Annotated in this window: 22 protein-coding genes and 1 pseudogene; 17 read left to right on the top strand and 6 right to left on the bottom strand. The window is 68.5% G+C overall.

Translation table 11 applies throughout. From position 1 onward, the window contains the following. Positions 1 to 103 precede the first annotated feature (103 nt). The gene (locus ADL03_RS33275) at positions 104 to 910 is read right to left on the bottom strand and encodes a metal-dependent hydrolase (protein WP_053737557.1); all 807 of its coding nucleotides are present in this window, start codon (positions 908 to 910) and stop codon (positions 104 to 106) included. A 115-nt stretch (positions 911 to 1,025) separates the two neighbouring features. Here ADL03_RS33275 and ADL03_RS33270 point away from each other — a divergent pair, with 115 nt between their 5' ends. The 14 genes and pseudogenes from ADL03_RS33270 (at position 1,026) to yhjD (ending at position 13,444) form a co-directional block, all read left to right on the top strand. Beyond that, positions 1,026 to 1,868, top strand: a complete 843-nt coding sequence (locus tag ADL03_RS33270; protein ID WP_053737556.1) for an SDR family NAD(P)-dependent oxidoreductase — start codon at positions 1,026 to 1,028, stop codon at positions 1,866 to 1,868. A gap of 78 nt (positions 1,869 to 1,946) precedes the next feature. Beyond that, a complete protein-coding gene (locus ADL03_RS33265; RefSeq protein WP_053737555.1) occupies positions 1,947 to 3,170 on the top strand; it encodes an NADP-dependent isocitrate dehydrogenase in 1,224 nt (407 codons plus the stop codon). 201 nt (positions 3,171 to 3,371) lie between these two features. After that, positions 3,372 to 3,659, top strand: a complete 288-nt coding sequence (locus tag ADL03_RS33260) for an SH3 domain-containing protein (protein WP_157529547.1) — start codon at positions 3,372 to 3,374, stop codon at positions 3,657 to 3,659. 40 nt (positions 3,660 to 3,699) lie between these two features. Then, on the top strand, positions 3,700 to 3,918 hold the full coding sequence (locus tag ADL03_RS33255; protein WP_053737553.1) for a hypothetical protein: 219 nt from the start codon (positions 3,700 to 3,702) through the stop codon (positions 3,916 to 3,918). Between the two features lie 11 nt (positions 3,919 to 3,929). Further along, positions 3,930 to 4,733, top strand: a complete 804-nt coding sequence (locus ADL03_RS33250; protein WP_053737552.1) for an exodeoxyribonuclease III — start codon at positions 3,930 to 3,932, stop codon at positions 4,731 to 4,733. 220 nt (positions 4,734 to 4,953) lie between these two features. Beyond that, positions 4,954 to 5,259: a hypothetical protein gene (locus ADL03_RS33245; RefSeq protein WP_157529546.1), complete on the top strand. Its 306-nt coding sequence runs from the start codon at positions 4,954 to 4,956 to the stop codon at positions 5,257 to 5,259. A 457-nt stretch (positions 5,260 to 5,716) separates the two neighbouring features. Further along, a pseudogene (locus ADL03_RS49930) lies at positions 5,717 to 5,860 on the top strand (exodeoxyribonuclease III); the annotation flags it as partial. 46 nt (positions 5,861 to 5,906) lie between these two features. Beyond that, on the top strand, positions 5,907 to 6,215 hold the full coding sequence (locus ADL03_RS33240) for a nucleotidyltransferase family protein (protein WP_053737550.1): 309 nt from the start codon (positions 5,907 to 5,909) through the stop codon (positions 6,213 to 6,215). Next, positions 6,205 to 6,549 (top strand): DUF86 domain-containing protein, encoded by a 345-nt coding sequence (locus tag ADL03_RS33235; RefSeq protein ID WP_053737549.1) that lies wholly within the window; start codon positions 6,205 to 6,207, stop codon positions 6,547 to 6,549. Before ADL03_RS33240 ends, ADL03_RS33235 begins: the two co-directional genes overlap by 11 nt. A gap of 268 nt (positions 6,550 to 6,817) precedes the next feature. Next, positions 6,818 to 8,476 (top strand): TIGR03767 family metallophosphoesterase, encoded by a 1,659-nt coding sequence (locus ADL03_RS33230; protein ID WP_053737548.1) that lies wholly within the window; start codon positions 6,818 to 6,820, stop codon positions 8,474 to 8,476. A gap of 64 nt (positions 8,477 to 8,540) precedes the next feature. Beyond that, on the top strand, positions 8,541 to 11,075 hold the full coding sequence (locus tag ADL03_RS33225; protein ID WP_082373677.1) for a bifunctional FO biosynthesis protein CofGH: 2,535 nt from the start codon (positions 8,541 to 8,543) through the stop codon (positions 11,073 to 11,075). A 110-nt stretch (positions 11,076 to 11,185) separates the two neighbouring features. Continuing rightward, a complete protein-coding gene (locus ADL03_RS47610; protein WP_157529545.1) occupies positions 11,186 to 11,380 on the top strand; it encodes a hypothetical protein in 195 nt (64 codons plus the stop codon). An 18-nt stretch (positions 11,381 to 11,398) separates the two neighbouring features. Further along, a complete protein-coding gene (trpS, locus tag ADL03_RS33220) occupies positions 11,399 to 12,433 on the top strand; it encodes a tryptophan--tRNA ligase (protein ID WP_369809048.1) in 1,035 nt (344 codons plus the stop codon). Between the two features lie 24 nt (positions 12,434 to 12,457). After that, complete coding sequence (gene yhjD, locus ADL03_RS33215) at positions 12,458 to 13,444, top strand: inner membrane protein YhjD (RefSeq protein WP_053737545.1); 987 nt, start codon at positions 12,458 to 12,460, stop codon at positions 13,442 to 13,444. Between the two features lie 429 nt (positions 13,445 to 13,873). Here the strand turns inward: yhjD and ADL03_RS33210 are convergent, their stop codons facing one another. Further along, positions 13,874 to 14,845 (bottom strand): hypothetical protein, encoded by a 972-nt coding sequence (locus ADL03_RS33210; RefSeq protein ID WP_197288863.1) that lies wholly within the window; start codon positions 14,843 to 14,845, stop codon positions 13,874 to 13,876. Positions 14,846 to 14,950: 105 nt separating this feature from the next. Between ADL03_RS33210 and ADL03_RS48935 the strand changes: the two genes are divergently transcribed. Next, positions 14,951 to 15,511 (top strand): hypothetical protein, encoded by a 561-nt coding sequence (locus ADL03_RS48935; RefSeq protein WP_197288862.1) that lies wholly within the window; start codon positions 14,951 to 14,953, stop codon positions 15,509 to 15,511. Positions 15,512 to 15,606: 95 nt separating this feature from the next. Here ADL03_RS48935 and ADL03_RS33200 read toward each other — a convergent pair whose 3' ends face one another. Together ADL03_RS33200 and ADL03_RS33195 are read right to left on the bottom strand one after the other, a co-directional pair. Beyond that, positions 15,607 to 15,957 carry a hypothetical protein gene (locus ADL03_RS33200; protein WP_053737543.1) on the bottom strand — a complete coding sequence of 117 codons (351 nt, stop codon included), beginning with the start codon at positions 15,955 to 15,957 and terminating at the stop codon, positions 15,607 to 15,609. Positions 15,958 to 15,967: 10 nt separating this feature from the next. Further along, positions 15,968 to 16,195 carry an SCO4848 family membrane protein gene (locus ADL03_RS33195; protein ID WP_053737542.1) on the bottom strand — a complete coding sequence of 76 codons (228 nt, stop codon included), beginning with the start codon at positions 16,193 to 16,195 and terminating at the stop codon, positions 15,968 to 15,970. 61 nt (positions 16,196 to 16,256) lie between these two features. Here ADL03_RS33195 and ADL03_RS33190 point away from each other — a divergent pair, with 61 nt between their 5' ends. Further along, entirely contained in the window at positions 16,257 to 17,516 is a 1,260-nt protein-coding gene (locus tag ADL03_RS33190) for a D-alanyl-D-alanine carboxypeptidase family protein (protein ID WP_053737541.1), read from the top strand. A gap of 82 nt (positions 17,517 to 17,598) precedes the next feature. Then, complete coding sequence (locus ADL03_RS33185; protein WP_197288861.1) at positions 17,599 to 18,837, top strand: FAD-binding oxidoreductase; 1,239 nt, start codon at positions 17,599 to 17,601, stop codon at positions 18,835 to 18,837. 51 nt (positions 18,838 to 18,888) lie between these two features. Here the strand turns inward: ADL03_RS33185 and ADL03_RS33180 are convergent, their stop codons facing one another. Both ADL03_RS33180 and sdhA read right to left on the bottom strand, forming a co-directional pair. Further along, positions 18,889 to 19,668 (bottom strand): succinate dehydrogenase iron-sulfur subunit, encoded by a 780-nt coding sequence (locus ADL03_RS33180; protein WP_053737539.1) that lies wholly within the window; start codon positions 19,666 to 19,668, stop codon positions 18,889 to 18,891. Next, positions 19,668 to 21,422: a succinate dehydrogenase flavoprotein subunit gene (gene sdhA / locus ADL03_RS33175; protein ID WP_053737538.1), complete on the bottom strand. Its 1,755-nt coding sequence runs from the start codon at positions 21,420 to 21,422 to the stop codon at positions 19,668 to 19,670. The genes ADL03_RS33180 and sdhA overlap by 1 nt, the downstream gene beginning before the upstream one ends. Positions 21,423 to 21,444 lie beyond the last annotated feature (22 nt).

The raw sequence follows: 21,444 nt of genomic DNA, 5'->3' as shown, positions 1-21,444 counted from the left end.
CTGATCCTCCACGCGACTGGTCGGGGTCCGTGGAGGCTAGGCCGATCGGGTGAGGCGCAGGTGGCCGCGGAGTGGCCGGCGGAAGAACATGCCGGCGGCGGCGTCAGATCGGCAGCAGGTCGATCCAGTCCAGGAACGGCAACGCGCCCGTGGCCTGCAACGCGGCCAGTCCCAGCCACAGCGACAGGCCCGTCACGATCGGCCCGACGACCGCCATCTCGACCACGCCGCCGGTCTTCATCCGCATGATCTTCGGCGGCGCCACCGGGTACCAGGTCTTGCCCATGATCGGCACCGGCCACAGGATCGGGCACCCCTGCTCGGTGATCGCGTCACCGACGTAGTGCGCGAAACACCCGACACCGACCGCGATGCCGCACGCCGCGGCGGAGGCGTTGGTCTGCGCGGTCCACGCGATCATCGCCCACGTGATGCCCGCGGACACCGCGGTGATCAGCAACGCGTCCTGCTTGGGGCACCAGTCGTTCATGATGCCGCGCACCGCGAGACCCGCGAACACGAACATGAGCACCGGTAACGCCCACTTCTGGCTGTTCTGCACGACCGCGGTGGTGAACACGGCGGCGAACAACGCGAAAACGAGCGTGTGGGTGAGACCGCGGTGACCGCCGTCGCGCTTGGAGTCCTTCTTCGTCCTCGTGGTCCGGTAGACGAAGCCGCTCAGCATGTTGATGCCGGCGGACAGGCCGCCGCTCAGCGCGCCGAACGTGCGGGAGATCGTCGAACCTGGGTGGTCGAGGTCGGGCAGCAACGCCGCTCCGGTCGCCAGCACGGCACCCACCGCCCAGCTCTGCGGGGTCAGCTGGCCGATCGGGTGAGCGGAAGCGAACGCGGTGACGGCGGACCAGGCAAGCAAGCCGCTCATCGCATGTGTTGGCCCAGTTGACACTTACGCCCCTTCTGAAGATCACCCGACGGTGTGAACAGTAGTCGCAGGTATCACGTGGCCGAGCCCGAACTCCATATCTGCGAACAACCGGTCACTCAATGAAGGACGTGCGGACATGACGCAGGTTTGGCTCATCACCGGCAGCTCCCGCGGGCTCGGCCGCAAGACCGCGGAGGCCGTGCTCGCCGCCGGGCACCGGCTCGTCGCCACCGCGCGCAACCCCCGCGATCTCGACGACCTCGTCTCCCGACACGGTGACCGCGTCAGATCTGTCGCACTCGACGTGCGTGACGCCGATCAGGCCAGACGGGCGGTCGAGACCGCCGTGGCGGAGTTCGGCCGGCTCGACGTGGTGCTGAACAACGCCGGCTCCGGGCACGTGACCTCGATCGAGCAGTGCTCGGACGCCGACTTCCGCGAGCAGCTGGAGGTCAACCTCTTCGGCGTCGTCAACGTCACCCGCGCCGCGCTGCCGGTGCTGCGGCGGCAGCGGTCCGGCCACTTCCTGATGACCGGCTCGACCGCGGGGCACGTGGCGTTCGGCGGCGGGCTCGGCCCGTACGTGACGGCCAAGTTCGCCCTGCGCGGCTTCTCGGAGTCGCTGGCCGCGGAGACCGCGCCGTTCGGTGTGAAGGTCACCCTGCTGGAGCTCGGCGGCTTCCAGACGGACTGGACCGGTCCGTCCCTGGTGGTGACCGAGCCGTCGGAGGACTACGTTCCGTCTGTCGGGGTACTGCTGGGCATGGTTCGCGGCGCGGACGGCAACATGCCCGGTGACCCGGCCGAGGCGGCGAAGGTCATGCTCGACGTGGTAGCCATGGACGAGCCGCCGCTGCGTCTGCTGCTGGGCAGCGACGCGGTGGAGCTGGTCCGCTTGGCGGACCAGGCCAGAACCGCGGAAATCGACAAGTGGGAGCACGTGAGCCGCTCGACCGACCGCAATCCTGAATCGGTGTAACCAGGGTCGCAGGCACGTCCGAGCGGTTTACCAGTACGCTTGTCTTGCTTGCATCGTCGCGAGAGGAGCGCCCGGGTTATGGGCAAGATCAAGGTTCAGGGCACCGTCGTCGAGCTCGATGGCGACGAGATGACCCGGATCATCTGGCAGTTCATCAAGGACAAGCTGATCCACCCGTACCTGGACGTCACCCTTGAGTACTACGACCTGGGCATCGAGCACCGGGACGCCACCGACGACCAGGTCACGATCGACGCCGCGAACGCCATCAAGAAGCACGGCGTCGGCGTCAAGTGCGCCACGATCACGCCGGACGAGGCGCGCGTCGAGGAGTTCGGCCTGAAGAAGATGTGGGTCTCGCCGAACGGCACGATCCGCAACATCCTCGGCGGTGTCGTCTTCCGCGAGCCGATCATCATCTCGAACGTGCCGCGCCTGGTCCCCGGCTGGACGAAGCCGATCATCATCGGCCGTCACGCCCACGGTGACCAGTACAAGGCCACCAACTTCAAGGTGCCCGGCGCCGGCAAGCTCACGATCACGTTCCAGCCGGAGGACGGCTCGGACCCGATCGAGCACGTCGTCACCGAGTTCCCGGCGGAGGGCGGTGTGGCGATGGGCATGTACAACTACAACAAGTCCATCGAGGACTTCGCCCGCGCCTCGTTCTCCTACGGCCTGCAGCGGGGCTACCCCGTCTACATGTCCACGAAGAACACGATCCTGAAGGCCTACGACGGCCAGTTCAAGGACATCTTCCAGCGCGTGTTCGAGGAGGAGTTCAAGGCTGACTTCGACGCCAAGGGCCTCACCTACGAGCACCGCCTCATCGACGACATGGTCGCCGCGGCCATGAAGTGGGAGGGCGGCTACGTCTGGGCGTGCAAGAACTACGACGGTGACGTCCAGTCCGACACGGTCGCGCAGGGCTTCGGCTCGCTCGGCCTGATGACGTCGGTCCTGATGACGCCGGACGGCAAGACCGTCGAGGCCGAGGCCGCCCACGGCACCGTGACCCGGCACTTCCGCCAGCACCAGGCCGGCAAGCCCACCTCCACGAACCCGATCGCCTCGATCTTCGCGTGGACCCGTGGCCTGATGCACCGCGGCAAGCTGGACAACACCCCCGAGGTGATCCGCTTCGCCGAGGCGCTCGAGTCGGTCGTCATCGAGACCGTCGAGGCCGGTCAGATGACCAAGGACCTGGCCCTGCTGATCAGCAAGGACCAGGAGTGGCTGACCACCGAGGACTTCCTCGCCGCGCTGGACGAGAACCTCAAGAAGAAGATGGCGTCGTTCTGACGTTCGCCTGATCAAGGCAGTCGAAATGGCCACCCCGGTCACGCCGGGGTGGCCTTTCTCGTCGCACGTCACCCGGTCGGTTCCTCTTGCGGGTGGTTGCGGCGCCAAGCCGTCCGGAGCCGTCGTCCAGCCGATATATCTGCAGTTCGAAGGCGGTGCGGGCGGTTGGAGGCTGCGATGCTGGGTGTTCCGGTCCGGGGCATGATCGTGATTGGCGTGCTCGGCGTCGCGGGGGTGATGTACGCCGTGAACGGCGGCAAGCCGATGGGCAGCGACCGGTCCGACGGAATCTGCAAGATCACCGTGACCGCGGACATCCTCAACGTCCGGTCCGGCCCCGGCGACATGCAGCCGATCGTCGCCACGATGCCGCGCGACGCCGTGACCGAGGCGGAGGACCGCGTCGAGAACGGCTACCGCATGCTGGGCGACCGCCGCTGGGTGAGCACTCAGTTCGTGGCGCTGACGAGCGACTCCACCTGCCGCTGACCGCCGGTCGCCGTCTGCGGCCCGTGGCAAACTGGAGCACATGCTGCGCAACATGTTCCGGTGGGGCCGGGCCAAGACCACGACCCAGTGCTCCTGCACGCCGGAGTGGCAGGGCCTGTACACCGAGATGGACGGCCAGCGCCAGCTCGCACTGCCCCGCGACGAGATGGCCACCCTCGTCGGCTACCTCGACCTGCGCGCCCACTGCGCCGGCTGCGGAGCCGAGTACCCGCACGCCTGGGGTCTGGCCTCTGGGTAGGCTCCTCCGTCGTGCTCACGGTCTCCACGGTCAACGTCAACGGTCTGCGCGCTGCCGCCAAGAAGGGCTACCTGGCGTGGCTCGAAGCCTCCGCCGCGGACGTGGTCTGCCTGCAGGAGGTCCGCGCCGAACCCACCGACCTCGCCCCGGAGCTCCACTCACCTCCCGGCTGGCACGCCGTGTACGCCCCGTCGTCGCTGAAGGGCCGCGCAGGCGTGGGCGTGCTCTCGCGCGTTGAACCGTCATCGGTGCGCATCGGCTTCGGCGCCTCCGAGTTCGAGTCGAGCGGCCGCTACGTGGAGATCGAACTGCCCGGCGTCGTGGTCGCCTCCCTGTACCTGCCCTCCGGCGACGTCGGCACCGAACGCCAGGCCGAGAAGGACCGCTTCATGGCGGCCTTCCTGCCGTACCTGGTGTCGTTGCGGGAGAAGGCCGCCGTCTCGGGCCGCGAGGTCGTCGTGTGCGGCGACTGGAACATCGCCCACCAGCAGGCCGACCTGAAGAACTGGCGCACGAACCAGAAGGAGTCCGGCTTCCTGCCCTACGAGCGGGAGTGGATGACCTCGGTGTTCGCCTCCGGGTACAACGACGTGGTGCGCGCGCTGCACCCCGACGTGACCGGGCCGTACTCGTGGTGGTCGTACCGCGGGAAGGCGTTCGACAACGACTCGGGCTGGCGCATCGACTACGTCGTCACAACGGATCGCATCGCGCAGACCGCCACGTCAGCAGTCGTCGAGCGTGCGACCTCCTACCAGGAACGATGGTCCGATCATGCTCCTGTGACGGTCACCTTCGACTGGCCTTCGCACTGATCCATGCGGTAGGTCGCATGGCTATCCATGACTTCCGCGTAGGTCTCCGACGACTCGCGATACCGCAGAGGATGCTGGCCGTACCGCTTCGGTGCCAGGTCTTCAACTCGTGTGGGCCGTTCCTACGCCTTTGAAATTCATATCTACGAGTGTCTTCAAGCTGCTGTACGGAGAACCCCTGTCTGACAAGCAGGGACCTCCGGGGCGGACGCTCGACGGTGTGGCCGCCCACGAACCGACGACCCGATCACTCATTCGCTCGGAGGTCGTCTGGGCGGCGACCGCTGCTGCCATGGCCAAGTCTGCGTTCGACTATCTGAAGGTCCGCGTGCTCGCCAAGAACGCGAGCAAGCCGGACATTCCGACGATCGCGCAGGCCGCGTCCCGCACTTCCAGCTGGAACCACCTTGGTGTGCCCTGGTCGATGACCGAGCGGAAACGGACGTCCAGCAGGGCGATGCTGACGACACCGGTTCAGGGGATGAATCGGGTCGATGAGAACGGCCCGTCTGACGGTGAGCCGTAGTCTGCGACGCCATGTGTGCTGCAGAGATGCGTCCGGTGGGCGGCGAAATACAGCGGGCGGTAGCCGGACCGTGTGCCTGTCGCCATTCTGTTTGACTGGTCTGTCGACGGATGACATGGTCACGGCGTGGAGAGCCGTTGCGTCAAGTGCGACCTGCTGATCGGTCAATGCGAGCACACCCGTGCCGCTCCGACTCGACGCGTCCCCGTTCACGAGTTGATCCTGATCAGCCCAGCTTCGCTTGCCCATCTGCCTGACTGTCAACACAACACGGAGTCGGACATTGAGAGGTACTGGGGAAAGATCTCCGGTGATCCAGGGGCATGGGAGCGGATCGGTAACGGGATTCCAGTCCCGGCGAACGGGGGCGCCAACCGGGCGTCGGTGGCAAGAGGACTGTGTTCGGACTGCGTGGCGCGGAGCTGACAGTCGCACAACTCGCAGCCGGTCCGTTGTTTACGACTCGGGCTGGCGCATCGACCACCAGGTGGCGACGGACGGGCTGACGGCCCGCGCGACGTCCGCGGTGGTGGAGCGGGCGGCGACGTACGCGGAGCGCTGGTCGGACCACGCACCGGTCACGGTCGTCTACTCGGACTGACCGGGCGCCGGGGATCGGGCACAATCGTGGCCGGGAGGTGGCGAGGGTGCATGAGGTCGTGGCCGCGAGGCTGACCGAGATCGAGGACCTGTGCCGCGCGCTCGGCGTCCGGCGGCTCGACGTGTTCGGCTCCGCGACCGGCGAGTCGTTCAACGCCGAGTCCAGCGACGTGGACATCCTCGTGGACTTCGACGTCACGCCGGGGTTCGACCACTTCGGCACGTACTTCGCGCTGAAGGAAGGCCTGGAGCGGATCCTCGCCCGGCCGGTCGACCTGGTCGTCAGCGGGAGCATCCGCAACCCGTACTTCCGGCAGCAGGTCATGGACACCAAGGAAACCCTGTATGCGGCGTGATCCCCGCACCTACCTGTGGGATGCCATGCGCGCCACCGAACTGCTCGCTGAGTTCAGCGGCGGCAAGTCCTTCGCGGACTACCTGGCCGACGCGATGTTGAGGTCAGCGGTCGAGCGCCAGTTCGAGATCGTCGGCGAGGCGCTCAACAACCTCTCGAAGGTCGATCAGAAGCTCGCCGCCTCGATCCCCGACCTGCCCCGCATCGTGGCATTCCGCAACATCCTCATCCACGGCTACGCGAGCGTGGACGACGCTCTGGTGTGGCAGGTGCTCACGGAGAAGCGCCCTCGGCTGGAGGAGCACATCCGTCAGCTGCTGGCCGGGCTCGGCTGAGCGACGCAGGACGCGCGGAGCGCTGGTCGGACCACGCACCGGTCACGGTCGTCTGCTCCACCCGGTGTCGACCTCCTGCGGCGACCCGTCTCTCGTCACGGCACACCTCCCGCCCCTGCAACGCCGCCGCACGGCCGGTTGTCGAGTCGGCCGTCCGCCCCAGCCCGACCAGCCTTTATCGCTCTTGTCGCCCGGCTGACCGATCGATTTCACCCCGCCGCTCCCTGAACATGAACACGATTCACCATCGATGAATCGGGGCGGCGTCATGACTGGTTTCACCCGGCGGTCCTTCCTGCTGGCAATGGGTGTGGGTGCGGCAGGTGTGCCGTTGCTCGACTCGCAAGCGTTTGCGAGCACCGCGGGCACCACGCTCGAAGCAACGGCCGTGCCGGTCGGGGCCAGTGGGTACCGCAGGCTCACCGCAGGACCGGGCTGGCCCACGGTGGTCCGCGGTGACCTCGTCCCGGCCAAGGCGGGACGGGAGGCGCGGCGCACTGCCCTCGCGAGCTTCGTGCAGTTCAGCGACATGCACATCTGCGACGCGCAGAGCCCGTTGCGGTTCGAGTACCTGCACCCGCTCATGGGGTCCAGCGCGCACCGGCCCCAGGAGGCGCTCACCGCGCAGGGGTCGACGGCGCTGGTCAAGCGGGTCAACGCGGTCAGGCACGGGCCGCTCACCGGGCGGAAGTTCGACTTCCTGATCACGACCGGCGACAACACCGACAACCACGAGAACGTGGAGCTCGACTGGTTCCTCACGGTCCTCAACGGCGGCACCATCACCCCGAACACCGGTGACAGCCGGTACGAGGGCGTGCAGAACGCGGGCATCAGCACGTTCTGGCAGCCGGACCTCGCCGGCACCGACGACTACAAGGCGGCCGGGTTCCCGCACCTGCCGGGGTTGCTCGACGCGGCCGTGCGCGCGTTCACCAGTCCGGGACTCGACATCCCCTGGTACGCCACGATCGGCAACCACGACGACAGCGTGGTCGGTGCGTTGCCGGACGGGCTGCTCGACAGCTGGTACACCGGCCGGAAGAAGATCGTCGGCTTCGGTGATCCGGTGCAGAACGCGAAGGTCGCGCAGGCGTTCAACGACCCCAAGGCCGTTCCGGAAGCGATGGCCATCCTCGCGAGTGGCGGCGTCGTCCGGACCGTGACGCCCGATGACCGCCGCAGGCTGTTCACCACCGGCGAGTACGTGCGAAAGCATCTGCCGACGGGTGGACACGGTTACACGGACGCCAACGCTGACGGTGTCGACGTCTTCTACACGTTCCGGATGGCGCCGGGCGTGACCGGCATCAGCATGGACACCACGAACCTCGCCGGCTTCTCCGAGGGGTCGATCGGCCTGCACCAGCTCAACTGGATCGAGCGGACGCTCCGGCGCAACAGCTCGCTCTACTACGACTGGCTCGGCCTGCCGCAGCGGCAGGACGTCACGGACGAGCTGTTCGTGCTGTTCAGCCACCACACGAGCGGCACGATGGGCAACGTCCTGCCCGACCGCCGCCGCCCGCTCGACCCGCGCATGGACGGTGGCGCGCTGGTCCGGCTGCTGCACCGGTTCCCGAACGTGCTGGCGTGGGTCAACGGGCACACGCACCGCAACGTGATCACGCCGCACCGGCACGACACGCCGTCCAGGAGCTTCTGGGAGATCAACACCGCCGCCCACGTCGACTACCCGCAGCACGCCCGCGTGATCGAGGTGGCTGACAACGGTGACGGCACGTTGTCGCTGTTCACGACGTTGCTCGAAGCCGATGCGCCGTACCAGGTCGACTACGACGACCGCGGCGACGCGGCGCTGGCCAGCCTCTGCCGCGAGTTCACCTACAACGACATCCACTCGCGCACGGATCCGCTGGGCACGCCGCTGGACCGCAACACCGAACTGCTCGTCTCGGTGCGCTGACAAGTGGGATGTCCCACAGCTGATCACAACTGATCAGGAATTTCGGCGGCCTAAGGTCGTTGACGTGGCAGTGGACATCTCTCTAACCCCACCGCAGCCCCGTCCGAGCGCTGCGGCCATGCGGCGTGCGCTGCGCAGGGCCGCCGACGGTGCCGTGCTCGACGCGACCGAGGCCGCGGTCCTGCTGCACGCGCGCGGGGAGGACCTGGACGCGCTGCTGGCCGCGGCGGGCCGGGTGCGGGACGCGCACCTGCTCGCCGAGGGGCGTCCCGGTGTCGTCACCTACAGCCGGTCGGTGTTCATCCCGCTGACCAGGTTGTGCCGGGACAGGTGCCACTACTGCACGTTCGCGACCGTGCCGCACAAGCTGCCCGCCGCGTTCCTGGAACGCGACGAGGTGCTGGAGATCGCGCGTGCGGGAGCGGCGCAGGGCTGCAAGGAAGCGCTCTTCACGCTCGGCGACCGGCCGGAGGAGCGGTGGCCGGCCGCGAAGGAGTGGCTGGAGGCCCGCGGTTACGAGTCCACATTGGACTACGTGCGGGCCAGCGCCATCGCGGTGCTGGAGGAGACGGGACTGCTGCCGCACCTCAACCCCGGCGTGCTGAGCTGGGAGGAGCTGCAGCGGCTGCGCCCGGTCGCCTCCAGCATGGGCATGATGCTGGAGACCACGGCCGAGCGGCTGTGGAGCGAGAAGGGCGGCCCGCACTACGGCAGCCCCGACAAGGAACCCGCGGTCCGGCTGCGCGTGCTCACCGACGCCGGGCGCGTCAACGTGCCGTTCACGACCGGGATCCTCATCGGCATCGGCGAGAACCTGACCGAGCGCGCGGAGTCGTTGCTCGCGATGCGACAGGTCGCCAAGCAGTACGGGCACATCCAGGAAGTCATCATCCAGAACTTCCGCGCGAAGCCGGACACGGCGATGCGCGGCATGCCCGACGCCGACCTGACCGAGCTCGCCGCGACGATCGCCGTCGCGCGCCTGGTGATGCCGTCGACGGTCAGCGTGCAGGCGCCGCCCAACCTGGTCGGCGAGGAGTTCGGCCTCATGCTGCGCGCGGGCGTCGACGACTGGGGCGGCGTCTCGCCGGTCACGCCCGACCACGTGAACCCCGAACAGCCGTGGCCACAGGTCGAAACGCTCGCGGAGATCACCGGTCAAGCCGGTTTCTCCTTGCGGGAACGGCTGAACGTCTACCCGCGGTACGTCCGCGCGGCCGCTGGCCAGTGGATCGACACCCGGCTCACCGCGCACGTCTCCGCACTGGCGCTGGAGAACGGCCTCGCGAACCCGGACGCGCCCGTGGTCGGCCGCGAGTGGCAGGAACCGGACGGCGGCCTCGACACCTACGGCCGCGCCGACCTCAACACCGCCATCGACACCGAGGGCCGCACCGGTGACCGCCGCGGCGACTTCGACGAGGTCTACGGCGACTGGGCCGAGCTGAAGGTTCCCGTTGCGCCGCAACGGCTTCCCGAGGACGTCCAACGTGGGCTGAAGCTCGCCGCGGACGACCCGGCCGCGCTGCTCGACGACACCGACGCCGCGATGGCGTTGCTGACCGCCGACGGCGACGGGCTGGAGCAGATGGTCCGCCTCGCCGACGAGCTGCGCCGCGAGGTGGTCGGCGACGACGTCACGTACGTGGTCAACCGGAACATCAACTTCTCGAACGTCTGCTACGTCGGCTGCCGCTTCTGCGCCTTCGCCCAGCGCGAGCGCGACGCGGACGCGTTCCGGCTCAGCGCCGAGGAGGTCGCCGACCGCGCGCAGGAGGCGTGGGACAGCGGTGCCACCGAGGTCTGCATGCAGGGCGGCATCGACCCCAAGCTGCCGGTGACCTACTACGCCGACGTCGTGCGCGCGATCAAGAAGCGGCTGCCCGGCATGCACGTCCACGCGTTCAGCCCGATGGAGATCGTCTCCGCCGCGGCCAAGGCGGGCGTCAGCGTGCGCGAGTGGCTGACCGAGCTCAAGGAAGCCGGCCTCGACACGATCCCCGGCACCGCGGCCGAGATCCTCGACGACGACGTGCGCTGGGTGCTGACCAAGGGCAAGCTGCCGACCGCCACCTGGCTCGACGTCGTCGGCACCGCGCACGAGCTGGGCATCCGCTCGTCCTCGACGATGATGTACGGCCACGTCGACCACCCCGGCCACTGGCTCAGCCACTTCCGGGTGCTGGCGAAGCTGCAGGACCGCACCGGCGGGCTCACCGAGTTCGTCGCGCTGCCGTTCGTGCACCGCAACGCCCCGATCTACCTGGCCGGCGTCGCCCGCCCCGGCCCCACCCGCCGCGACAACCGCGCCGTGCACGCGTTCGCGCGGCTGGCGTTGCACGGGCGCATCGACAACATCCAGTGCTCCTGGGTCAAGCTCGGCGACGAGGGCACCGCGGAGATCCTCAACGGCGGCGCGAACGACCTCGGCGGCACGTTGATGGAGGAGACGATCAGCCGCATGGCCGGGTCCGAACACGGGTCCGCGCGTACTGTGCGTGAGCTTCAGGCCATGGCTTCACTAGCAGGGCGTAACGCCCGTCAGCGGACTACGACATATGGGCGAGTGCGATCCGATCACCAGTGGCCGATAGTCTGACTTGGCGCATGGACGCTACCGGTCCTCGGTAGCTTGGCGGCCAATCAGTCAGCAAGGTTCACCCGTTCCGGGGTGGTCTGTGCTTTGGGGAGGCTCGGCAAGTGCAAGGCGTGAGTTTCGTGCTGAGTGCTGCGGTGGAGAGCAGTGTCTCTGGCACCGCCGCGGGTCCCGTCGGTCTGATCGCGGTCACGGCCGGGGTCGGCGGTCTGGTGTACGGCTTCGTGAAGCAGCGCCGCAGGCCTGCGACGGTCTCCGCGCAGAACCAGCGCGTCGACCTGGCCCAGCAGGACACCCCGCTGAGCTGATTTCCCCGGTCTGAGAAGATTTCGTCCGTGTCCACGGAGAACGCACCCGCAGAGCCCGTTCGTCGGCCGCGTGTCCTGTCCGGCATCCAGCCCACGGCAGGCTCGTTCCACCTCGGCAACTACCTGGGTGCGGTGCGGCAGTGGGTGGCCCTGCAGGAGGACCACGACGCGTTCTACTGCGTCGTCGACCTGCACGCGATCACCGTGGAGCAGAACCCCAAGGAACTGCGGCAGAACACCCGCGTCTCGGCCGCCCAGCTGCTGGCGCTGGGCATCGACCCGGACCGCGCGACGCTGTTCGTCCAGTCGCACGTCCCCGAGCACGCCCAGCTCGGCTGGGTGATGCAGTGCCTCACCGGCTTCGGCGAGGCCTCGCGGATGACCCAGTTCAAGGACAAGTCGGCACGTCAGGAAGCCGCCGTCGGCGTCGGCCTCTTCACGTACCCGATCCTGCAGGCCGCGGACATCCTGCTGTACCAGGCCCACTACGTCCCGGTCGGCGAGGACCAGCGCCAGCACCTGGAGCTGACCCGCGACCTCGCGACCCGCTTCAACTCGCGCTACGGCAAGACGTTCCGCCTGCCGGAGGCGTACATCGTCAAGGACACGGCCAAGATCTACGACCTGCAGGACCCGACCTCGAAGATGAGCAAGTCGGTCCCCGGCGGCGTCGTCGAGCTGCTCGAAGACCCGAAGCGCTCCGCGAAGAAGATCCGCTCGGCCGTCACCGACACCGGCCGCGAGATCGTCTTCGACGTCGAGAACAAGCCGGGCGTCTCGAACCTGCTCACCATCTTCTCGGCGCTGACCGGCCGCACGGTCGAGTCGCTCGTCGCCGACTACGACGGCAAGGGCTACGGCGACCTGAAGAAGGACCTCGGCGAGGTCTTCACCGAGTGGGTCACGCCGGTGCAGGAACGCGTCCGCACGTACCTCGACGACCCGGCCGGCCTGGACAAGATCCTGGCCCGCGGCGCCGAACGAGCCCGCGACGCCGCGGCCGCCACGCTGCGCCGCACGTACGAGAAGATCGGCTTCGTTCTGCCGGGCTAGTGCACTTGCACTAGCGTTTCTCCCGTGGACAAGTGGCGGCAGAAGTACGCGTGGCTCGACCACATCGTTCTGGCCTATGAGCGCTTCACGGAGCGGTACGGCACCCACTACGCCGCCGCCGTCACGTACTTCAGCGTGCTTTCGCTCGTACCGATCCTGATGATCGGCTTCGCCATCGCGGGTTTCGTGCTGCAGTCCCAGCCCGACCTGCTGGCCGACCTGCGCCAGAGCATCGCGGAAGCCGTGCCGGACGCGCAGCTCAGGGGCCAGATCAACGACGCCGTGAACACCGCGCTGGACTCCAAGGGCACGGTCGGCATCATCGGCCTGCTCGGCGCCGCCTACTCCGGCCTCGGCTGGATGAGCAACCTGCGCGACGCCCTCACCGCGCAGTGGGGCCACCCCAAGGAGAACCTCCCGTTCTTCGGCACCCTGTGGCGCGACCTGCTGTCGCTCCTCGGACTGGGGCTCGCGATCGTGCTGTCGTTCGGCATCACCGCCGCCGGCACCGGGTTCGCCAAGCAGATGCTGGAGTGGATGGGCCTGGAGAACGCCGGCTGGGCGCACGTGCTGCTGCGGATCGGCACGATCATCCTGTCGCTGCTGGCGAACTGGCTGGTGTTCCTGTGGGTGCTCGCGCGGTTGCCGCGCAGGCCGGTCGGGTGGCGCAGTGCGTTGCGCGGGGCTTTCGCGGCTGCCATCGGATTCGAGGTGTTGAAGCAGGCTGCCACCGTGTTCTTGTCGTTCGTGACGTCATCGCCGACTTCGGCTGCTTTCGGGTCGGTCATCGGTGTGTTGGTGTTTGCGAATTTGGTGGCGCAGTTCTTGTTGTTCATTGCGGCTTGGACGGCCACTGCCAAGGAAAATCGGGAGCCGGAGGTTGTGCAGGCGCCGGCTCCGGCGGTGATTCGGCCGGTCGTTTCGGTGCGGGAGGGGCCTTCGGCCTCCATTTTGGTGGGGGTGGGGGCTGTGGTTGGGGCCGTGTTGGGGATGCGGTGGAGGCGGCGGTAGGGGTTCGTCTGTGCGTTCGTCTGTGCGTCTGTCGCCTTGGCACCGTGGATGATCAGGCACGATTGTCGGTCACCTTGGCACCGGGGTTGGGTTGCGTCCGTTGTCTGTCGCCTTGGCACCGTGGTCTTGCAGGCAACGCGGCGATCGCCTTGGCACCGGGGTTGGTCAGGCAGGGACGACGTTGTGGGTTCATCGCCGCTTCGCGACGATAGCGATTGGGGCTTGACTTCGAGCCTCTAACGGGGCGATGAGTCGGCCTTCAAAAGGCCTTCAAAAGCCGGGCATAAGGAGCCCGGCCGATCCCTACCAGGATATCGCCCCGCCCTCAAAGTCAAGCCCCAATCGCAAGACCACGGGCTTGATATCGCTGCCCGTCAAGGGAAGGTAGAAACGCCTCGCTTCGCTCGACGGGCGTGCAAATGCCTGAGGTCAGGGAGGGTTCGTCTCGCTTCGCTCGGTCTCGGGTTTGCTGCGGGTTTGAGGTGTCTGTTTGGGGTCCGCGATTTGTACTGGTGGGCGGGGGCGTGCGGCGGCGGCCTGGTGGGCCCTTCGCAGTTCTGATGCGACCTGGTCCGGGTGGGTGTGGAGGCGGGTCGGGAGGGTTTGCACGACGAGGATCCCGGCCGTTGCGTACCTGGTGTTGCGGGCGAGGGTTCTTTCGTAGTCGCGGGGGCCGTAGTGAAAGGCGCGGGAGTCGATTTCCCAGGCGAGGGCCACGTCGTCGAACCAGGCGTCCGGTCTGCCGATGGGGTGGCCGTCGGCGTCGGTGATGGTGACGTTCCAGTGCGGTGTGGTCAGCCGGATGCGGCGGGAGAGGCGGCGGGCGTCGCGTTCGGCGATGGACTCCGTGCGGCCCAGGTCGGCCAGGACGGTGCGGACGAGGTTGGTGCCGTAGCGGTTGGTGCGGGCCTCCGCGCGCAGGCCTTCCACGGTGCAGCGGCCCCTTTGGACGGCGGCGGCGATCAGGGCTGTGGCCTCGTCGGGTGAGCGCAGTTGGCGGCAGGCGTCCACGACCGCCCTGGCCGCTGACACCACCGGGAAGCCGCCCACGTCGGTGGACGGGGGCATGGGGGTGGCGCGTTCGATGATCAGGGGGCCGGTGCCGCGGATCGTGGTGGGGGAGAGCAGGTGGAGTTCGCGGCCTCGGGCCGGTAGGCCGTGGCGGCGGCAGGCCTCGGCGCCCGTCACTGCGGCGCCGGGGCCTGCTCGCAGCAGGGCGGCGGTGAGGTGTTGGTCCGGGGTGGGTGGGCCGTTGTGCAGCAGGACGACGCCGGGGTACATGCGTTGCCACGGGCCGTCTGAGGTGCATCGGCGCCACGGGTTCGAGACGCCCAGGGACCTCAGGGTGGTGGCGCTGATGACGCCGAGATCGCTGCGTTCGCGCAGCAGTTCGATTCGCACCCCACCAGTGTGACGAGCACCACCGACAATTCCAGAGCTCAGCGTCGGTGGAGGCGCCTGGTGCGGTCCAGCAGGAGCAGGAGTGCGCCTGCGAGGGTCAGCAGGGTGCCGAGTGCGGTCAGCCAGCCGGTCGAGGCGCCGGTGTTGGCCAGGGCGTTGTCCTCGTGGGGCGGTGCCGCCACGGGCTTGGTCTTCGTGATCAGTGCCGTGGTGGTCGTCGTTGCGGGAGGGGTGGTGGTCGTGGAAACGGACGTGGTCGTCGAAGGAGGTGTGGTCGAGGACGAAGACGACGTCGACGAGGACGACGACGTGGACGAGGACGGCGTGGTCGAGGTCGAAGACGTGGACGACGAAGACGACGTGGTCGAGGTCGATGTGGTCGACGACGAGGACGTGGTCGAAGACGTCGTGGTCGTGTCAGTCGACGTCGTGGTCGTATCGGTGGACGTGCACGTGGTGGTGGTCGTCGTGGTCGTTGACGGCTTGGACCAGGTGGTCTTGGTCGTGGGCTCGCCTCGTTCTTCAGGCAGGGGCCAGCCCGGACGTTCCTTCAGGCACCACGAGGCGGCGCAGGTGGTGGCGTCGCCGGAGGCCGAAGCCTGCGGGACGGCGCCGTGCAGTCCGACGAGCGTCAACACCGCGCCCGCGGTGAGCACACCGATGTAGGCGATTCGTGACATGCCGCGATGGTTGCGCTGCGCCCGACATGCCGCGCGGGCAGTGGGCGGACGTCACCCGCGAGTGGTCACGACATCCCTCGATCAGGTCCAGAAGACCGCGATGCCCACGTTCAGCACGACGAGCGAGGCGGCCGTCGGCAGCAGCCAGGACGGGGCCTTGGGCTTGTTGATGTTGATCGCCACGACCACGGCGATGGCGACGAGGACCAGCAGCTTGACGCCGATCTTGATGTGGTCGTACTTCACCGTGTCGATCAGCGGGTCGATGCCGACCAGTGCGATGCCGGTGAGCAGCTGCAGTGCCGCGCCGTGCAGCCAGCCCTTGTTCACGGGGGCGTCCTTGCCCGCCCTGGCCTGCAACATGATCATCGCGACGAGCATGCCCATGCCGAGCAGGTGCAGGAACACCAGCACCAGGCGTACGAACTCCACAGCGTTTTCCTTATCGACGTCGGGTGGCCAGGAAACCCCGCACGCCCAGCACGCCGATGACGGTGCCGAAGACGAGCGAGGCGATCACGAGCACCAGGTGCACCGTGAAGAACGGGGTCGGTCCGTCGCTGAACGAACGGGGGTCGTTCCAGATGTTCTTCAGGAACGTGGGCCAGATCACCCACGACCACACTCCGAAAGCCACCAGGAAGAGTGACATCGGGCGCGAGAGCTTCACGGCGACCAGTATCGGACGTGGTGCGTGCACGACGCTCAACGGGGGTGGATAGCCTGGGGGCGTGCCCTTCACCCATCGGCTCATCGTCGCCCTGGTCCTAGCTACGGCCACAGCCGCGTTCGCCGCACCGACCGGCACGGCACAGCAGAGCCTTTCGGCCCAATGCGCGAACCGCGAGACCCCGCCACCACCGGTGGACACCTCGGAGCAGCCCGCACCAGGGCAGAAGGTGTCCCCGCTGGACGTTCCGGAGAAGCCGGTCGGTGGTGACCGGCTCGGCGAGTGCGGCCTGATCCTGCCGCCGAACTCGGCGCAGCCGCCGAGCGGCAACACCGCGGCCACGTGGCTGCTGGCGGACATGGACAGCGGCGCCGTCATCGCCGCGTACGACCCGCACGGCCGGCAGCGGCCCGCGAGCGTCATGAAGGTGCTGCTCGCGCTCGTCGTCACCAAGGAGCTGCGCGGCGACATGGTGGTGACCGCCTCGGCCGAGGACACGCAGCAGGAGTGCACCTGCGTCGGCCTGCGCGACGGCGGCCAGTACACGGTCCGCCAGCTGCTGCACGGCTTGCTGCTCACGTCCGGCAACGACGTGGCGCACACGCTGGCCCGCCAGCTCGGCGGCGTGCCGAACGCGGTGCGCAAGATGAACGCCATGGCCCGCGAGCTCGGCGCCCTCGACACCCGCGCGGTGACCCCGTCCGGCCTCGACGGTCCCGGCACCAGCACGTCGGCCTACGACGTCGCGCTGATCTTCCGCGCGGCCATGAAGTACGACGAGTTCGCCAGCGCCATCAAGCTGAAGCAGTCGCAGTTCCCCGGCCGCAACGGCGGCACCATCATGCTGACCAACGACAACCGCCTCCTCGCGAACTACGACGGCGCGATCGGCGGCAAGACCGGCTTCACCGACGACGCCCAGCACACCTACGTGGGTGCCGCGGAGCGCAACGGCCGCCGTCTCGTCGTGGTGCTGCTGCGCGGCCAGCAGACCCCGACCCACATCACCACCCAGGCCTCGAAGCTCCTCGACTACGGCTTCGCGATGGGCCCCGGCGGCGTCGGCAAGCTCGTCGACGGCGCACCGCAGCCCAAGCCGAAGACCGCCTCCACCCAGGACTCCAACGCCAACGAGGTGGCCGCGCCGGGCGACAACGCCAACGGCCGCCCGGCACCGACGATGTTCGGCACCGTCGGCCTGCCCATCACCGCGGTCGCCGGCGTCGGCCTGCTGGCCGCTGTGTTCCTCTTCATCCGCAACAAGCGGGCCAAGGCGGCGCGGGCACGCCGTCAGGCCGCTCAGGCGGCACAGGGCGCCTAGGCGGCCGGAGAAGGGCACCCACGACGGCGGCCCCCAGCGCGTTCCCGCGCCGGGGGCCGCCGTTCGTCGTAACGTGAGCGCGGTGATCGACGTGACCAGGCTGACCGGCGCGGTCCTCCAGCCGGGGACACCGGAGTACGAACGGGCCCGCCTCCCCGCGATGGCGAACTTCCACCACATCCGCCCTCTCGCGGTGGTGCGCTGTTCCGGTGTGGACGACGTCGTCAACGCGTTGGCGTACGCGAGAGAGTCGGGCATGCACGTCGTTCCCCGCAGCGGCGGTCACTGCTTCGCCGGACGCTCCTCGACGGACGGCATCGTCCTCGACCTCACGCCGATGAACGACGTGTCCATGCACGACGGTCTCGTCACCGTCGGCGGTGGTGCCCGGCTGGCCGAGGTGTACACCGGGCTCGACCGGCACGGCCTGACCCTGCCCGCGGGCTGCGGCGCGACCGTCGGCATCGCCGGCCTCACCCTGGGCGGCGGCCTCGGGCTGCTCGGCCGCCGCTACGGCCTGACCGCGGACCGGTTGCGCGCGGCCGAGGTCGTGCTGCCGGACGGCGAGGTCGTCGAGTGCTCGGCCGGCCGCGAGCCCGACCTGTTCTGGGCGTTGCGCGGTGCCGGCGGCGGGCAGTTCGGCGTGGTCACGCGGCTCGTCTTCGAGCCGGTGCCCGCGGAGCTGACCACCAGGTTCGCGCTGACCTGGCCACTGGGCAGGGCCGGTGACGTGCTGCGGGCATGGCAGGAGATCGCCCCCGACGCACCGGACGAGCTGAGCGCGAACCTCAAGATCGGGGCGAGCGGCGTCGTGCTGTTCGGCGCCGGTCAGCCCGACGCCTTCCTGGACCTCGCGCCGCGGACCGGCGACATCAGCTCGATGCCCTACTACGAGCTGAAGCAGTCCTTCGACGACCTGGGCGACCTCGGTGCGGGACCGGTGCTCAGCAGGTCGGAGTTCTTCGGCCGCCCGCTGCCCGATGCGGTGCTCCCCGCCCTGCTCTCCGACCTCGGGCCGGGCCGCGAGCTCAACTTCACGCCGATGGGCGGCGCCTACGCCAGGACACCGGTCCCCGCCACGGCGTTCGCCCACCGCGGCGAGCGGTTCATGATCGAGCACGTCGGCACCGACACCGCCTGGGTGCACGCGTCGTGGGAACGGGCGCACGACCACGCGAGCGGCCGCGTCTACCCGAACTTCCCCGACCCGCACCTCACCGACCCGCTGACCGCCTACCACGGCGAGAACCTCGCCCGGCTCCGGTCGGTCAAGCAGCGCTACGACCCCGGCGGGCTGCTGCGGTTCCCGCAGTCGCTGTGAACGCCGAAGCGCCGCGCCCCCGACGGGAACGCGGCGCTTCGGGAGAACCGGTCAGACGCGCTTGAACAGCAGCGCGCGCTTCACTTCCTGGATCGCCTTGGTGACCTGGATGCCACGCGGGCAGGCGTCCGTGCAGTTGAACGTCGTCCGGCAGCGCCACACGCCGTCGACGTCGTTGAGGATGTCGAGCCGCTCCTCAGCGCCCTCGTCGCGCGAGTCGAAGATGAACCGGTGCGCGTTCACGATCGCGGCCGGGCCGAAGTACGAGCCCTCCGTCCAGTACACCGGGCACGAGGTCGTGCAGCAGGCGCACAGGATGCACTTCGTGGTGTCGTCGAAGCGCTCGCGGTCGGCGACCGACTGGATGCGCTCCCGCGTCGGCTCGTTGCCGTAGGTCACCAGGTACGGCTTGACGGCGCGGAAGGCCTCGAAGAACGGCTCCATGTCGACGAGCAGGTCCTTGTTCACCGGCAGGCCCTTGATGGGCTCGATGGTGATCGTCGTCTGCTTGTCCTTGAGCAGCAGGTCCTTCAGCAGGACCTTGCACGCCAGGCGGTTCACGCCGTTGATGCGCATGGCGTCCGAACCGCAGATGCCGTGCGCGCACGAGCGGCGGAAGGTCAGCGTCCCGTCCACGTACCACTTGATGTGGTGCAGCAGGTTCAGCACGCGGTCCGACGGCAGCGCGGGGATGTCGAACGAGTCCCAGCGCGGCTCGTCGTCGACCTCCGGGTTGAAGCGCCGGATCTTGACGGTGACCGTGACAGCGCCGTCCGGAACCGGCGGCTGGGAGCCGCGCGAGCCAGCAGTGGTTTCAGCGGTGGCGGTCATCAGTACTTGCGCTCCATCGGCTTGTACCGGGTAAAGGTCACAGGCTTGTAGTCGAGCCGGATCTCCGCGGCCAGACCCTCGCCCTGCTTGTAGAACATGCTGTGGCGCATGAAGTTCGTGTCGTCGCGGTTCGGGTAGTCCTCGCGGGCGTGACCGCCGCGGGACTCCTTGCGCGCCAACGCACCCACCACGAGCACCTCGGCCAGCTCCAGCAGGAAGCCGAGCTCGACGGCCTCCAGCAGGTCGGTGTTGAAGCGCTTGCCCTTGTCCTGCACCTGGATGTGCGCGTAGCGCTCCTTCAGGGCCTGGACGTCGTGCAGCGCCGTCTTCAGCGTGTCCTCGGTGCGGTAGACCGACGCGTTGGCGTCCATCGTGGCCTGCAGCTCGGTGCGGATGTCCGCCACGCGCTCCTGGCCGTGCTCCGACAGCGCCAGCGCGACCTGGGCCTCGACCGAGGCGGCCGGGTTCTCCGGCAGCTCGACGTGCTCGTCATGCGACAGCGCGTACTCCGCGGCGGCGATGCCCGCGCGGCGGCCGAACACGTTGATGTCGAGCAGCGAGTTGGTGCCCAGGCGGTTCGCGCCGTGCACCGAGACGCACGCGCACTCACCGGCGGCGTAGAGGCCGGGGACGATGTTGTCGTTGTCCCGCAGCACCTCGCCGTGGATGTTCGTCGGGATGCCGCCCATCGCGTAGTGCGCGGTCGGGTAGACCGGGACGGGCTCGACGACCGGGTCGACCGCGAGGTAGGTGCGGGCGAACTCGGTGATGTCCGGCAGCTTCGTCTCCAGCACCTCGGCACCGAGGTGCGTGCAGTCGAGCAGCACGTAGTCCTTGTTCGGGCCGGCGCCACGGCCTTCGAGCACCTCGAGGGCCATCGAGCGGGCCACGATGTCGCGCGGCGCCAGGTCCTTGATGGTCGGGGCGTAGCGCTCCATGAACCGCTCACCCGAGGCGTTGCGCAGGATCGCGCCCTCACCACGGGCACCCTCGGTCAGCAGGATGCCGAGACCGGCCAGACCGGTCGGGTGGAACTGGTAGAACTCCATGTCCTCCAGGGGCAGGCCCTTGCGGAAGACGATGCCCATGCCGTCACCGGTCAGCGTGTGGGCGTTCGACGTGGTCTTGAAGACCTTGCCGAAACCACCGGTCGCGAACACGACGGACTTGGCCTGGAAGACGTGGATCTCGCCGGTCGCGAGCTCGTAGGCGACGGCACCGGTGCAGACCGGGCCGTTGTCCGTCTCGGTCAGGCAGATGTCGAGCACGTAGAACTCGTTGAAGAACTCGATGCCGTGCTTGACGCAGTTCTGGTACAGCGTCTGCAGGATCATGTGGCCGGTGCGGTCCGCGGCGTAGCAGGCGCGGCGCACGGCGGCTTCACCGTGGTTGCGCGTGTGGCCGCCGAACCGGCGCTGGTCGATCTTGCCCTCGGGCGTGCGGTTGAACGGCAGGCCCATCTTCTCGAGGTCGAGGACGGCGTCGATCGCCTCCTTCGCCATGATCTCGGCGGCGTCCTGGTCGACCAGGTAGTCGCCGCCCTTGATCGTGTCGAAGGTGTGCCACTCCCAGTTGTCCTCCTCGACGTTGGCGAGGGCGGCGCACATGCCGCCCTGGGCCGCGCCGGTGTGGGACCGGGTGGGGTAGAGCTTCGTCAGCACCGCGGTGCGGGCGCGCTGGCCGGACTCGATGGCCGCGCGCATTCCGGCACCACCAGCGCCGATGATGATTACGTCGTACTTGTGGAACTGCATTGTGGTGGGCTCCCCGCGCGGG

Source organism: Nocardia sp. NRRL S-836, assembly GCF_001279525.1.
In the GTDB taxonomy this organism is placed as follows: Bacteria; Actinomycetota; Actinomycetes; order Mycobacteriales; family Pseudonocardiaceae; genus Lentzea.
This window is presented reverse-complemented; position numbering and strand designations above follow the sequence as displayed.

Coding starts and splice junctions, on each gene's coding strand:
- ADL03_RS33255 (WP_053737553.1), top strand. CDS start 3,700: ATGCTGCGCAACATGTTCCGGTGGGGCCGGGCCAAGACCACGACCCAG.
- ADL03_RS33180 (WP_053737539.1), bottom strand. CDS start 19,668: ATGACCGCCACCGCTGAAACCACTGCTGGCTCGCGCGGCTCCCAGCCG.
- ADL03_RS33260 (WP_157529547.1), top strand. CDS start 3,372: ATGATCGTGATTGGCGTGCTCGGCGTCGCGGGGGTGATGTACGCCGTG.
- ADL03_RS33265 (WP_053737555.1), top strand. CDS start 1,947: ATGGGCAAGATCAAGGTTCAGGGCACCGTCGTCGAGCTCGATGGCGAC.
- ADL03_RS33235 (WP_053737549.1), top strand. CDS start 6,205: ATGCGGCGTGATCCCCGCACCTACCTGTGGGATGCCATGCGCGCCACC.
- ADL03_RS33270 (WP_053737556.1), top strand. CDS start 1,026: ATGACGCAGGTTTGGCTCATCACCGGCAGCTCCCGCGGGCTCGGCCGC.
- sdhA (WP_053737538.1), bottom strand. CDS start 21,422: ATGCAGTTCCACAAGTACGACGTAATCATCATCGGCGCTGGTGGTGCC.
- ADL03_RS33230 (WP_053737548.1), top strand. CDS start 6,818: ATGACTGGTTTCACCCGGCGGTCCTTCCTGCTGGCAATGGGTGTGGGT.